This is a genomic window from Novosphingobium rosa NBRC 15208 (assembly GCF_001598555.1).
Taxonomy (GTDB): domain Bacteria; phylum Pseudomonadota; class Alphaproteobacteria; order Sphingomonadales; family Sphingomonadaceae; genus Novosphingobium; species Novosphingobium rosa.
In genome coordinates, this window is sequence record NZ_BCZE01000123.1 from 1 (window position 1) to 13,420 (window position 13,420).

Sequence of the window (13,420 nt, forward strand, 5' to 3'; positions counted from 1 at the left end):
GGTAAAAAGTCGTAAAATAGCGACTCAGTTCAGCGGGGGGCCGAAAGAAACGAACTTGTACATGGCAACGGCGCGACATCCGAAAAACTCCTTGGTTTTTCTTATGACGCCTCCCCTGTCAGGATTTTCAACAATTTGCAACAATTTCAACAACAAGAAAAGGCGCCAATCCGGATGGATCGACGCCTTTGATCTTTTGCCAGACGGATTTGCCGAAGCAAGTCCCTCTTTCCCAGCCACTTACGCGGCGGGGAGAGCAGCCTTCGCCTGAGCGATGACGGCGGTGAACACGCCACCCTCGTTCATCGCCAGATCGGCCATGGCCTTGCGGTCCAGCTCGATGCCGGCCAGCTTCACGCCATGGATGAACTGCGAATAGGTCAGGCCTTCAGCGCGGACAGCCGCGTTGATACGCGTGATCCACAGGGCGCGGAAGGTGCGCTTCTTGACCTTGCGGTCACGGTAAGCGTACTGGCCAGCCTTTTCGACGGCCTGACGCGCGACGCGGATCGTATTCTTGCGGCGGCCGCGGTAACCCTTGGCCTGCTCCAGAATATTCTTGTGCTTGGCGCGGGTGGTAACACCCCTTTTGACACGTGCCATACTTCAGTACTCCTCAGTTCAGCCCGTAGGGCGCCCACTTCTTGATCACCTTCGCATCGGCGTCGGAGATCACTTCGGTGCCGCGGTTCTGGCGGATGTACTTGGCGTTGTGGCTCATCAGGCGGTGACGCTTGCCAGCGACGCCGTGCTTCACCTTGCCGGTGGCGGTGAGCTTGAAGCGCTTTTTCACGCCGCTCTTGGTCTTGAGCTTGGGCATTTTCGACTCCTTTGTGTTCGCAGCGCGGTCGGCTCGCCGTGGCAGCCCTTGATGGCCAGGCGGGCCGGCGAATCTCCTTGGGGGAAACCCATCCGTGCCGGTGGAAGCGCGGGCCCTTACGGGCAAACGGCGGGATTGGCAAGCGAAGGAGTCGTTTGGGTGCATTTTCGGCGTGACACTCGGCCCTGTCACCCGCCCGGCGCTGCAGAAACCGGCTGCACTGGATTTTCAAATGCTTACTCAATTCACCGCAGTTTCTGCGAATCACATGCAAAAACCATTGCCAATGCGAACGCCTCGCATTAGAGAAGGGCCAACACCTGATCTGCGGGCCATGCCATGTATATCTGCATCTGCAATGCCATTCGTGAAAAAGATCTGCGCTGCGCCGCGCGTTGCCAGGGCGGCGACGCCGAAACGCTGTATGAAGCGATGGGCCATATCCCCCGCTGCTGCCAGTGCCTTCACGATGCCGATGTGATCGTGGCCAATGAAAGGGCGTCCATCGCGGTCTGAGGGACGGGTCTCTCCGCCTCAATATCGCATAAAATCTCAAGCAGGGTGGATCGCTCCGCCCTGTTTTGTCGTGCCCGCAGCTTGCCCTTCCCGGTCAATGGGTTCATAGCCCCGGTCAACCCACCGCACCGCATTCCTGATGGAGACAGACCATGAAGGGTGACGAAAAGGTCATCGAATATCTGAACAAGGCGCTCTACAACGAGCTGACCGCGATCAATCAGTATTGGCTGCATTACCGCCTGTTCGACCATTGGGGCATCCACAAGCTGGCCCAGTTCGAGCGCCACGAATCCATCGACGAAATGAAGCACGCCGACCAGCTGGCCGACCGCATCCTCTTCCTCGACGGCCTCCCCAACTTCCAGCATCTGGGCCGCCTGCGCGTGGGCGAGAACACCGAGGAAATCATCAAGGCCGACCTGGCTCTTGAGATGGATGCGATTCCCCTGCTCAAGGAAGCCATCGAATATTCGGAAAGCGTGCGCGACTTCATCAGCCGCGACCTGTTCCAGAAGATCCTCGAAAGCGAGGAAGAGCATGTCGACACGCTGGAAACCCAGCTCGACATGATCGCCAACATGGGCATCCAGAACTACATCCAGCTCAACAGCGAACCCGCCCAGGAAAGCTGAGCCCTGCTGCCGGTGTCGAGGCGCCAGACCTTTGACGCCGGTAAAGGGTAAAAAGGAAGATGCGAGGGTGTTACCCCCTCGCGCTCCCATAACGTCTCCCGGCGAAACGGCAGTGGCTCCCGAACCGAGCGCCTGACCTAGCCGCCGCGATAAGGCACCTCGCCACGCCTCGCGAGGAAAGCGGCAAAATCCCCATCCTCCAGCGCCACGGCGCCTGCGGGCAGAGCGCCCTGCCAGACATAGGCCTGCGCCAGCACTTCCCCCTCAGCCAACACAACCGGCAAAGCCAAGCGCCGATAATCATCCCCCTCATACCGATCCATCGCCGCCAGCATCGCCGCATCGAAGCCAGCCAGCGGGCGATAAACCATGCCCAGCACCCTGCCCTCACCCGGCAGCAGCGCAGGGTACCAGCCCTCAGGATCGGGAATGGCCCATAGCGCTCCACGCGCCCAGCCCGCTTCACCCGCCGACAAACCCGCATGCCACACGCGCGCCAGCGGCTGGCTCATCCCGGCCATCAACGTACCATAGAAGAAGAAGGCAGGCGGGATCATCAACCCCGCCACGCGATCAATGGTGATGGCCGCCCATCAGCGCTTCCACCACATCGTCCTGCCGCGCCGGATCGCCCAGCGCCAGCACATGGCCGCTCGACCCGACATGCAGCGGATCGCCGTTCCAGTCACACATCAACCCGCCCGCGCCTTCCACCACCGGGACCAGAGCGGCCCAGTCATGCAGGTTGAGATTGGCCTCGCACACGATGTCCAGATGGCCGCTCGCCAGCATGGCGTAATTGTAGCAGTCGCCGCCCATCACCATGCGGCGATAATCGGTCTTGCTGGCCAGTTGCATGAAATGGTCGCCATCATGCTGGCTGAAGTAATGCGGGCCGGTGGTGGCGATGGTGGCATCGGCCAGCGTGCGGCAGGCGCGGGTCTTCACCGGCGTGCCATTGAGCAGCGTCGGCTTGCCCGAGGCGCCCACCCAGCGCTCCCCGGCGATGGGCTGATCGATCACCCCCATCACCGGCCAGCCTTCCACCACCAGCGCGATGAGCGTGCCGAAGATCGCGCGACCGGCCAGAAAGCCCGCCGTGCCGTCGATGGGGTCGAGCACCCAACTCCGGCCCGAGGTGCCCTCATCCGTGCCGAATTCCTCGCCGATCACCGTGTCCTGCGGGCGCTCGGCCTTCAGGATGCGGCGCATGGCTTCCTCGGCGGCGCGGTCGGCCAGGGTTACCGGGCTGGCATCGGGCTTGCGCTCGGTGGCGACGCCGCTGCGGAAATGGGGGCGGATCGCCTCGCCCGCTGCCTCGGCCAGGCGCTGGGCAAGGGCAATATCGTCATCGAGTCGAAGAATGGGGGGCATCAGAGGGCATCCTGCTCGCAAAAGTCAGCCGATCACCGCATGGGCTCGCACGGGGAAGGTCCCCATGCCCTTCACCCGGGGCGGCGGCGCGTTGAAGACAAAGCCTTCATCGGGCAGAGCGTCAAGCCCGGTCAAATGCTCGACGATGGGAATCCCCGCGCGCAGCAGAATGCTATGGACAGGCCGGGCCTTCCCTGCGGTGTCATCGATGTTGTGGGAATCGATCCCCACCAACGCCACGCCGGAATCGCGCAGGAACGTGGCAGCCTCGGCGGTGAGGAAGGGATGGCCCGTGAGATAGGCCTCGCTGCGCCAGTGCCGGTCCCAACCGGTGTGGACCAGCACGGCCTTGCCCTTCACATCCAGCCCGGCGAAAGCCTCGGGCCCGATGGCGGGGCCTTCATGCCGCACCACCAGACCCGGCAGATTGGTCACCTGCTCCAGCCCCACGCCGCACAGATCGGCGCCATCGGCCCAGCGATGGAAGGGCGTGTCGAGATAGGTGCCGGTGTTGGCCACCATATCGATCCGCCCGATCTGGAAGGTGGTGTCACCCTCATACAGACCCAGCGAGGCCTCGCGCGCCAGAAAATCGCAGATCACCGGGCCGGGCACGCCCTTGTAGGTGACCATGCCCTCTTCAATCACGTGGTTCAACTCGATCAGATGCTGCGTCGAACCACTCATGATTGTTTTCCTTAGTCAAAAAGGCTGGAGACCGAACTTTCGTCAGCGATACGGCGCATCGCCTCGCCGATCAACGGGGCAATGGTCAGAACGCGGATGCGGTCGGTATCGCGGGTGGCTTCGGTGGCCAGAATGGAGTCGGTGATGACCAGCTCCTTGAGCGCCGAATTGGTCACGCGCTGCACGGCGGCGCCGGTCAGCACGCCATGGCTGATATAGGCCGTCACGCTGGCGGCGCCGGCATCCATCAGGGCCTGCGCGGCATTGCACAGCGTGCCGCCCGAATCGATGATGTCATCGATCATGATGCAGGTGCGGCCCTTCACATCGCCGATGATGTTCATCACTTCCGACTGGCCGGGCTTGTCACGGCGCTTGTCGACGATGGCCAGCGGCGCGTTGTTGAGGCGCTTGGCCAGCGCGCGGGCACGCACCACACCGCCCACGTCGGGCGAGACGACCATCAACTCGCCATCGCCATAGCGGGCCTGAATGTCGGCGGCCATGGTGGGGGCGGCATAGAGATTGTCCGTCGGGATGTCGAAGAAGCCCTGGATCTGCCCGGCGTGCAGATCGACCGCCAGCACGCGGTCGGCGCCCGCCGTGGTGATCAGATTGGCCACCAGCTTGGCCGAAATGGGCGTGCGCGGCCCGGGCTTGCGGTCCTGACGCGCATAGCCGAAGTAAGGCATCACCGCGGTGATCCGCTTGGCCGAGGCGCGGCGCAGCGCATCGATGCAGATCAGCAGCTCCATCAGATTGTCATTGGTGGGATAGCTGGTCGACTGGACGACGAAAACGTCCTCACCGCGCACATTCTCGTTGATCTCGACGAAGACTTCCTCGTCGGCGAAACGGCGCACGCTGGCGTTGGTCAGCGGGATTTCCAGATAGGCGGCAATGGCGCGGGCCAGAGGCAGATTGCTGTTGCCGGTCATGATCTTCATCGCGCGGAACCCTTTGTGTCCAGAACTCGCGCGGGTTCCTACCCCAGGAACCCGGCGTGGGGATGCTTTGCGCGCCCCCTTAGCCGAAGGTCATACGAATGCAACATCCGGCTTGAGCAAAACCGTCCCGAAAACGCCGATCCGGGCCACTTCCCGCGCAAGGGTGGCAGACAGGACACGCCGGGCGCAAGGATTGCCCCCACGCCCGGCGCCTGCGATCAGACGTCCTTGCGATGCTCGCCCTTCACCCAGCGCACGGTGCCGCTGCTGGCGCGCATCACCACGCTCTCGGTGGTCATGATCCCGCCGCGACGGTGCTTCACGCCAGCCAGCAGCGAGCCATCGGTGACGCCGGTGGCCGCGAAGATGCAATCGCCCTTGGCCAGCTCTTCCAGCTCGTAGATCTTGTTGAGATCCTCGATGCCCCACTTGCGGGCGCGGGCGCGCTCGTCATCGTTGCGGAACAGCAGGCGGCCGTTGAACTGGCCGCCCACGCAGCGCAGCGCCGCCGCCGCCAGCACACCCTCGGGCGCGCCGCCGCTGCCCATATAGATGTCGATGCCGGTGTCCTCGTCGGTGGTGGCGATCACGCCGGCCACATCGCCATCGGGGATCAGCTGGATGCCGCAGCCGACCTGACGCAGTTCCTCGATCAGCGCGGCATGGCGCGGACGGTCCAGCACGCAGACGATGATCTCCTCGGGCTTCACGCCCTTGGCCTCGGCCACGGCTTTCACATTCTCGGTCGGGGTCTTGTCGAGGCTGATGATGCCCTTGGGGTAGTTCGGGCCGACCGCCAGCTTGTCCATATAGACGTCGGGCGCGTTGAGCAGATTGCCTTCCTCGGCGCAGGCCAGCACGGCCAGAGCGTTGGGACCGGCCTTGGCGGTGATGGTGGTGCCCTCCAGCGGATCGAGCGCGATGTCGATGCGGGGGCCCTTGCCCTGCGCCGCGCCGACCTTCTCGCCGATGAAGAGCATCGGGGCCTCGTCGCGCTCGCCCTCGCCGATCACCACGGTGCCGTCCATGTAGAGCTCGTTGAGGGCGGCGCGCATCGCTTCCACGGCGGCAGCATCGGCAGCCTTCTCGTCACCCCGACCGATCAGCTTGGCGGCGGAGATCGCCGCTGCCTCGGTCACGCGCACCATTTCGAGCACGAGGACGCGGTCAAGAACCTTGCTGGCTGGAGTCGAGGTCATGTCGGTCGGGATCCTTTGCGGTTGGAATCACAGTAAAGGCGGTTTTCGTGACAAAATGGGCGAAAATCGCGCCTCATTCCGTCTTGAATACCTATGTGGAGGCTGACTTAGCCAGTGCAGCGCCACTTGTCGAGCCAATGCCGCACTGCAAAATATTCGTGCCGGAACGGAACAAAAGGCAGGCAAACAAAAGGGCGGGCGAAGGCCCTGCCCTCGCCCGCCCTTACGTGTTTCAACCGATATGGCTCAATCGTTGAGGATATGCAGCACCAGCGGCGGCTGGGTCAGGCTGGTCGAGCCGTCGAGCAGGGCCAGCGCCTTGCTCACCGCCGCTTCGGGGCACTCATGGGTGACCATGGCGACCAGCACGCCATCCTCGCCAGCGTGGCCCTTCTGGATCAGGCTTTCGATGGAGACGCCCGCATCGCGCATGGCGGCGGCGATCTCGGCCAGCACGCCGGGGCGGTCGGCCACGATGAAGCGGATGTAGCTGCGGCCCACGCGATGCCCCGAGGGCGCGGGCGCCATCGCCTCCAGCTCGGCCACCGAGATCGAGAAGCTCATGTCGGCCTCGAAGCCGGTGTCCATGCCGCGCGCAATGTCGATGATGTCGGCCACCACGGCGCTGGCGGTGGGGCCGTCGCCCGCGCCCGCGCCCTGGAACAGCAGGCGCCCGGAGAAATTGCCCTCGACCACCACCGCATTGGTGGCGCCATCGACATGGGCCAGCAGATTGTCACGCGGCACCAGATGCGGCTGCACGCGCTGGAACAGCCGCGCCTTGCCATCGGGCCCCACATCGCTCTCGGCCATGCCGATCAGGCGGATGATGTAACCCAGCGCCTCGGCCTCGGCGATGTCGGCGGCCGAGATGCGGCTGATCCCGCTGGTGTCCACCGAGGCGAAATCGATCTGCGAGCCAAAGGCAATCGCCGAGAGGATCGAGAGCTTGTGCGCCGCATCGGTGCCCTCGATGTCGAAGGTGGGATCGGCCTCGGCATAGCCCTTGGCCTGGGCCTCGCTCAGCACATCGGCGAAGCTGCGGCCCGTGTCCTCCATGGTGGAGAGGATGTAATTGCAGGTGCCGTTGAGGATACCATAGATGCGCTCGACCTTGTTGGCCGCCGCGCCCTCACGCAGGCCCTTGATGACCGGGATGCCGCCCGCCACCGCCGCCTCGAAACGCAGCGCCACGCCGCTGGCCTCGGCCTTGCCGGCCAGCTCCATGCCGTGATGCGCGATCATCGCCTTGTTGGCGGTGACCAGCGCCTTGCCATGCTTGATCGCATTGCGCGCCAGCGTCAGCGCCGGACCATCCGAGCCGCCCACCAGCTCGACCACCACATCGACATCCTCGCGGGCGGCCATGGCGGTCATATCGTCTTCCCAGGCGAAGCCCGAAAGATCGACACCGCGATCCTTGCCGCGATCCCGCGCGCTGATGGCGGTGATAATCACCGGCCTGCCCGCCCGCCGCGCAATCAGATCGGCATTGGCCTCCACCAGACGAATGACGCCCGCGCCCACCGTGCCAAGACCGGCAAGCGCAATGCGCAGCGGCAGACGACGGGTGGAAGCAACGGCAGCATTGGTCAGGTCGGACATGGTATCGCCTTTGGTTTAAGGGGCTGGCCCTAATCGCGTGGGGCCGGGATCGCAATGCTATATGTCGTGAGAAGGGGGTAGAAAGGAAGTTAAGTTGCGAGGGGGTTACCCCCTCGCGCTCCCATTCCGTCTCCCGACGATGGGGCAGTGGCGCCCGATCATGGCGCCCCGGCTCTCCACCAGCGTGACGCGAAAGCGCCGCAGGCAGTTCCTATAGGATCACCCGCCGCGCGGGGAAAGCCTGCGGCGCTCTCCATGTATGCCCCCCAGGCTTAGCCGGGGCGCAACGTGGACATTAAAGGGAGCGCGAGGGTCATGACCCTCGCATGTTCTCCTTCAATATCTTGAAATCAATGCGAACGAGCCCGCTCACAAGCTCCCAGATCCTTCAACACATGATCGTAATCCAAAGCCGCCTGCACGCGATCGTCGTTGTTGTCCGACACGTTCACCCCGCCCGGCAGAGCACGCGGCAGGCCGCAGGCCAGACGGAACCAGGGCAACGTATCGGGCGCGGGCGGGCGGCCACGGGCATCGACCACCTCGGAGAAGGAGACGCTCCAGTTCGTCGGCTGCCCGGGCTTGTGGAGCACGGTGATGGTGGCGGGCTGACTGTTGCTGGTGGAGAGGAAAAGCTGCGTCTCACCCTCGCCGACAAGGTTGCCGGGTTCGTAAAGCGCCTGGGTCACGCCGGTCACGCGCGGCGGGGCGTCGCTGGCACCCAGTTCGCCCAGCAGCGAGCGGACGCGCGTGTCCAGATCCTGACCCCAGACGAGCTGGGCATCGGGTGCGACCAGCTGCAGCTCGTCCGAACCGGCCTTGCCCCGGGCGAAGAGCAGCACCGAGAGCTTCTTGTAGGGCGGCAGCTTGCCCTTGGGGCCCAGCGGCACATCCGCCAAATAACGTATGACCATGCCGGGGGGAACCGTGCCGCGCAGGGCCTGAGTGGCGGTGGCCTCGACATAGATGCGGCCCCATCCGGCGCGCACATCGGGCGCGCGCTCGGGCTTCAAAAGAACGGCATCGCGAATCTCCGCGCGCAGCACCAGCGGGGCCGAATCGGCCAGATCCACCAGATCGGCGTAATGCAGGGCTGGCGGCGCCGGGGGCGGCACGGCTACGGCATTTGCCCCATGCGGTTGAATCAGCGCCAAAACAACCGTTAAGGCGGTCAGCCCGGTCCACCGCGATATGCTCATGCAAAACAACTCCTGCTATATCAGGAAATTAGCGCCTTGCCCCCAGACTAGCCCAGCGGGCAAGCGGCCAGCAAGAGCCGATCCTATATGAATTTTCTCTTAAGCCCATGCCCCAGCCGATTAAGGCGTTGCACGAGCCGACAGGGCCGGTTAAAGCACCGGTAATCAGGGGCCAACCGATAATAAGGCCCGATATATGTCGTGTCTGCCTTGTCGCAAGGCCGGCATAGCATTTCCGGAAACTTCCGGCAGGGTGGAAAAACAGTTTTTTGCCATGGGTTCACACAGGGACATTCAGCCCTGCGTGTGTTCATGGCTGCGCCGGGATATTCCCGGGGTTGTGATGGAGTGATGCGTCTGAATGGCCTACGCTGATCAACAGATGAGCGGTAATCGTATTACCGCGCTTGTCATCGTTGCCTTGATTCACGTCGCAATCGGCTATGCTCTGATCTCCGGTCTTGCCTACGAAGGTATCAAGGCCGTGGTGAAGAAAGTGACCACTGTGGACGTCAAGGAAGAGAAGAAACCGGAGCCGCCGCCGCCGCCTCCGAAGCAGGATACGCCGCCGCCACCCATCGTGGCGCCGCCGCCTCCTGTGAACGTGAACGTGACGCCGCCACCGATTTCCGTGGTGCCGGTTGCGCCGCCGCCTGCGCCTCCCGCGCCGCCGGTTCTCGCGCCGCCTGCGCCGCCTGCGCCGCCCCCGCCTGCCCCCAAGGGTCCGGCTGTGGCTGCTCAGCCCAAGGGCGATCCTGGCTCGTGGGTGACGCCTGAGGATTATCCCTCGGGTCCGCTGCGCGAAGGTGCCCAGGGTGTGACCGGCTTCCGCGTCACGATCGACCCCTCGGGCAAGGTATCGGGTTGCGAAGTCACCAGCTCGAGCGGCAACGACCAGCTCGACAAGGCGACCTGCCAGTACGTGACGCGCCGCGCGCGTTTCAAGCCGGCAGCTGACCCCGATGGCCACCCGGTGCCCGGCAGCTATGCCAGCCGCGTGAAGTGGGTCGTCCCCAAGGACTGATGGCTTCTTCCCAACAAGGCAGGCGCCTTTCCCTGGCCCTGTCTGTCTGCATTAATCAATTTCTCGCTTGAGAGGACTACTCGCATGCTTACTCAGATCCTGGCCGCTGGCGAAACCGCCCCCCAGAACAAGTTCGGCTTCATGGAAGCCATGCAGCAGGGCGGCGCCCTGTCGTGGACCATTGTGACCATTCTGGCGATCTTCTCGTTCGGTTCGTTCTTCATCCTGTTCACCAAGTGGAACGACCAGGCCAAGATTTTCCGTCAGATCAACGGCCTGGGCGCTTTCTGGAAGGCCCCCACCCTGAAGGACGGCGTTGCCAAGCTGGAAAAGAACAGCGCCGTGCGCGATCTGGTCGAAGCCGGTCTGACCGCTGAAGAGCAGCACTCGAAGCTGGTCGACGCCCTGGAAGCCCATGACTGGCTGCACGGTTCGCTGGCCCGCACCGAAGCCGGCATCAACGCCTATCTGGCTCGCGGCCTGCCCTTCCTCGCCACCGTGGGTTCGACCTCGCCTTTCGTGGGTCTGTTCGGTACCGTGGTCGGCATCTACCGCGCCCTGATCGCCATCGGCATCGCCGGTTCGGCTTCGATCGACAAGGTCGCCGGTCCCGTCGGTGAAGCTCTGATCATGACCGCCATCGGTCTGCTCGTGGCCGTTCCCGCCGTGCTCGCCTACAACTTCCTGATGAGCCGCAACAAGCGCATCGCCGAGCTGCTGTCGGGCTTCTCGAACGACATTCTGGCCTACATCAACTCGAAGGGCACCATCAAGCCGGCCGTGGCCGCTGCTGCTGCTCCCAAGGCTGCTCCGGCTCCGGCCGCTGCCAAGCCCGTCGCTCCCAAGGCCTAAGGCTGTATGCCTGCCGGAACCGGGGTGATCTGACCTTACGGTTTCGGTCCGGGCGGGCGGGGGCGGCTGGCAGCATGCGGCCTCCCGCTCCTCCCCCCTCCCCTTGCGGGGACATGCAAAGATAGGATTAAATCTTATGGCAATGTCAGTAGGCGGCGGCGGCGAAGACAAGCCGATGTCCGAAATCAACACCACACCGTTGGTGGACGTCATGCTGGTGCTGCTGATCATCTTCCTGATCGCGGTTCCGGTCGCGATCCAGACGATCAAGAATCTTCACATCCCGATCATGGTTTCTTCGGAATCGAAGGACAAGGTCGAGAACCTGTTGCTCTCGGTGGCCACCACCGACAGCGCCGGGCGTAGCGCGGGCGATCCGGGCTATGAAGGTTCTTCTCGCGGTGGCGAGTGCCGCATCTATTTCAACAACATCATGCCGGTGGACGACGCCGAGCTGCGTGACCAGGCCTTCAAGCGTCTTGATGCCATCATCAAGCGCGAAGGCGGTCCCGAAGCCCTGAAGGCCGAGCCCGACAAGATCCCGCAGGTTCACATCCGTGCCGACGTCAATGCGCCCTGGCGCTGCGTCGCCGGTGCGATCTACAACGTGCAGGTCTCCGGCTATCCGACCGTCGGCTTCATCTCGACCCCGGTCGATCCGAACGGCTAATCACCATCGGTCGGCCCCCCAGACGAGCGTCTGACGGGGCCGCCCTCATCAGGAGTAATGCCAATGGCTATGTCAGCCGGAAGCGCCGATGGCGAACCGATGAGCGAAATGAACACGACGCCGTTGATCGACGTCATGCTCGTGCTGCTTATCATGTTCATCATCACCATCCCCGTGGCCACCCATGCGGTGAACATCGATCTGCCCGGACCTCCGCCGCCCAGCGCGCCGAAGCCCCCGGTCGACCCGGTGAAGAACAAGGTCGTGCTGACCGCCGATGACCACATCCTGTGGAACGGCACCCAGATCGACGCCAGCGTGCTGGTGGCCAATCTGCAGAGCTCGACCCGCATGATGCCGGAGCCCGAGCTGCAGTATCAGCCCGACGCCCAGGCCGGTTACGATCTGGCGGCTCACACGCTGAACCTGATCAAGGCTTCGGGTGTGACCAAGTTCGGCTTTGTCGGTAACGAGCACTATGCTGCGTTCGGCAAGGCACCGGGTGCCCCCAAGGCTCAGTAAGCCTCAAGGCATTTGATGAACGGATTGAGGGGCGGAGACATCCGCCCCTTTTTCTTTGGGTGAAAGACAGGCGCCTTGCGGGGGCGCCTACCCCATGGCCACGGCGGCCAGTTCCTCGGCTTCCAGCAGCAGGGCATCATCGGCCGCCCCGGCGGGCAGGCTCTCCCGCCCGATCATGCAGAGCACCGGCACCGCCAGCGGCGAGACCTGCTCCAGCACTTCATGCACCAGACCTTGCTGGGCCCTCACCAGCGTATCGGCGACGCGGGCCACATCGGTCATCCGCGCGCGGGCATCGGCCCAGGCGGCATCGAGCAACAGATGATCGGGCTCATAGCGGCGCAGCACATCATAGATGAGATCGGTCGAAAAGCTGACCTGCCGCCCGCTCTTGCGCGTGCCGGGGATCTGGCGCTCGATCAGCCCGGCAATCACCGCCACCTCACGGAAGGCGCGGCGCAGCAGATAGGAATCCTGCACCCAGGCGACGAACTCGTCAGTCAGGATTTCCGGTGAGAGCAGAGCCGCCGGATCGGTAACCGGCTTCAGTCCCCAAACCGCAAGCGCATAATCATTGGCGACAAAGCCCAGCGGAGACAGACCCTGCGTGGCCATGCGCCGCGTCAGCAACATGCCGATGGACTGATTCGCAGGCCAGCCGTCGAACGTGTAGAACACGCTGTAGAAGCGCCCGCGATGGGGAAAGCTTTCCACCATCAGCGTGCCGGGCTCGGGCAGGCCGGATTTGCGCTGCTGCACCTCCAGCCACTGGCGCACATCATCGGGGAACTCGGCCCAGCGCGCGGGATCATGCAACAAGGCCTGCACCCGTCCGGCCAGATGGCTGCTGATCGGGATGCGCGCCCCCATATAGCTGGGGATCGCCCCGGCCTTGCGTGAGGCGCGCACCACCAGAGCGCCATCGGCCAGCCCCTCGACCTCCAGATCGAGCCCGGCGAAGCGGAAGGTGCTGCCCGAGCCAAGCTGGGCGGCGAACTCCTCCTCCACCCGGCCCAGCGCCTTGCCGTTGCGGAAGCGCACCTCGATCATCTCGGCGTCGACGATGATCCCGGCATTCAGCCGGTGTCGCCCGGCCATATCGGGGTGGGAGAGCCGGAACCAGCCGGGCCGCCCCTCGGGCACGATGCGGCGGAAGCGGTCATAGGCGGTCAGCGCATAGCCGCCATGGCCGATGAAATGGAGCACGCGCTCCCACTCGGCCTCACCGACCCAGCCATAGGGTTCGGCTTGATGGATTTCGGCCAGCAGAGCCGCAGCCTCGAACGGCCCGGCGCAGGCGATGTTCATCACATGTTGGGCCAGCACGTCCAGAGCGCCCGCGCGGAACGGCTCGCCATCGCGCTCACCCG

The 13,420-nt window shown here is 64.1% G+C and carries 16 protein-coding genes and 1 pseudogene; 7 read left to right on the forward strand and 10 right to left on the reverse strand.

What is annotated here, in order from left to right:
• The coding region (locus tag SR3_RS32285) for a hypothetical protein (protein WP_218018905.1) at positions 1–271 on the forward strand (271 nt) is incomplete at its 5' end.
• Here SR3_RS32285 and rplT read toward each other — a convergent pair.
• Together rplT and rpmI are read right to left on the reverse strand one after the other, a co-directional pair.
• Positions 241–603: a 50S ribosomal protein L20 gene (gene rplT / locus SR3_RS28800; protein WP_068094379.1), complete on the reverse strand. Its 363-nt coding sequence runs from the start codon at positions 601–603 to the stop codon at positions 241–243. The two genes, SR3_RS32285 and rplT, sit on opposite strands and share 31 nt — an antisense overlap.
• Positions 604–616: 13 nt before the next feature.
• A complete protein-coding gene (rpmI, locus tag SR3_RS28805; RefSeq protein ID WP_068094383.1) occupies positions 617–820 on the reverse strand; it encodes a 50S ribosomal protein L35 in 204 nt (67 codons plus the stop codon).
• A gap of 339 nt (positions 821–1,159) precedes the next feature.
• On the opposite strand from rpmI, the gene SR3_RS28810 reads away from it, so the two are divergent.
• Positions 1,160–1,336: a (2Fe-2S)-binding protein gene (locus tag SR3_RS28810; protein WP_068094388.1), complete on the forward strand. Its 177-nt coding sequence runs from the start codon at positions 1,160–1,162 to the stop codon at positions 1,334–1,336.
• A gap of 152 nt (positions 1,337–1,488) precedes the next feature.
• Entirely contained in the window at positions 1,489–1,971 is a 483-nt protein-coding gene (bfr, locus tag SR3_RS28815; RefSeq protein ID WP_068094391.1) for a bacterioferritin, read from the forward strand.
• A 137-nt stretch (positions 1,972–2,108) separates the two neighbouring features.
• Here the strand turns inward: bfr and SR3_RS28820 are convergent, their stop codons facing one another.
• The 7 genes from SR3_RS28820 to SR3_RS28850 form a co-directional block, all read right to left on the reverse strand.
• Positions 2,109–2,528: a gamma-glutamylcyclotransferase family protein gene (locus SR3_RS28820; protein WP_068094395.1), complete on the reverse strand. Its 420-nt coding sequence runs from the start codon at positions 2,526–2,528 to the stop codon at positions 2,109–2,111.
• A 16-nt stretch (positions 2,529–2,544) separates the two neighbouring features.
• Positions 2,545–3,345, reverse strand: coding sequence for an inositol monophosphatase family protein (locus tag SR3_RS28825; RefSeq protein ID WP_068094398.1), 801 nt, complete (start codon positions 3,343–3,345; stop codon positions 2,545–2,547).
• A gap of 24 nt (positions 3,346–3,369) precedes the next feature.
• The gene (locus SR3_RS28830; protein ID WP_068094401.1) at positions 3,370–4,032 is read right to left on the reverse strand and encodes a cyclase family protein; all 663 of its coding nucleotides are present in this window, start codon (positions 4,030–4,032) and stop codon (positions 3,370–3,372) included.
• Positions 4,033–4,043: 11 nt separating this feature from the next.
• Positions 4,044–4,979, reverse strand: coding sequence for a ribose-phosphate pyrophosphokinase (locus tag SR3_RS28835; RefSeq protein ID WP_068094404.1), 936 nt, complete (start codon positions 4,977–4,979; stop codon positions 4,044–4,046).
• A 218-nt stretch (positions 4,980–5,197) separates the two neighbouring features.
• Complete coding sequence (gene glpX, locus SR3_RS28840; RefSeq protein ID WP_068094408.1) at positions 5,198–6,178, reverse strand: class II fructose-bisphosphatase; 981 nt, start codon at positions 6,176–6,178, stop codon at positions 5,198–5,200.
• 246 nt (positions 6,179–6,424) lie between these two features.
• Positions 6,425–7,783 (reverse strand): homoserine dehydrogenase, encoded by a 1,359-nt coding sequence (locus SR3_RS28845; protein WP_068094412.1) that lies wholly within the window; start codon positions 7,781–7,783, stop codon positions 6,425–6,427.
• Between the two features lie 350 nt (positions 7,784–8,133).
• On the reverse strand, positions 8,134–8,982 hold the full coding sequence (locus tag SR3_RS28850) for a hypothetical protein (protein ID WP_157099191.1): 849 nt from the start codon (positions 8,980–8,982) through the stop codon (positions 8,134–8,136).
• A 361-nt stretch (positions 8,983–9,343) separates the two neighbouring features.
• On the opposite strand from SR3_RS28850, the gene SR3_RS28855 reads away from it, so the two are divergent.
• The 4 genes from SR3_RS28855 to SR3_RS28870 all read left to right on the forward strand — a co-directional run bounded on the left by SR3_RS28855 (position 9,344) and on the right by SR3_RS28870 (position 12,050).
• On the forward strand, positions 9,344–10,006 hold the full coding sequence (locus SR3_RS28855) for an energy transducer TonB (protein WP_068094418.1): 663 nt from the start codon (positions 9,344–9,346) through the stop codon (positions 10,004–10,006).
• Positions 10,007–10,090: 84 nt separating this feature from the next.
• Positions 10,091–10,858 carry a MotA/TolQ/ExbB proton channel family protein gene (locus tag SR3_RS28860; protein WP_068094419.1) on the forward strand — a complete coding sequence of 256 codons (768 nt, stop codon included), beginning with the start codon at positions 10,091–10,093 and terminating at the stop codon, positions 10,856–10,858.
• Positions 10,859–10,994: 136 nt separating this feature from the next.
• Positions 10,995–11,528 (forward strand): ExbD/TolR family protein, encoded by a 534-nt coding sequence (locus SR3_RS28865; protein WP_174549214.1) that lies wholly within the window; start codon positions 10,995–10,997, stop codon positions 11,526–11,528.
• 63 nt (positions 11,529–11,591) lie between these two features.
• On the forward strand, positions 11,592–12,050 hold the full coding sequence (locus SR3_RS28870; RefSeq protein ID WP_068094423.1) for an ExbD/TolR family protein: 459 nt from the start codon (positions 11,592–11,594) through the stop codon (positions 12,048–12,050).
• A gap of 87 nt (positions 12,051–12,137) precedes the next feature.
• Here the strand turns inward: SR3_RS28870 and SR3_RS28875 are convergent.
• Positions 12,138–13,420: pseudogene (locus SR3_RS28875) on the reverse strand (DNA ligase-associated DEXH box helicase); the annotation flags it as partial.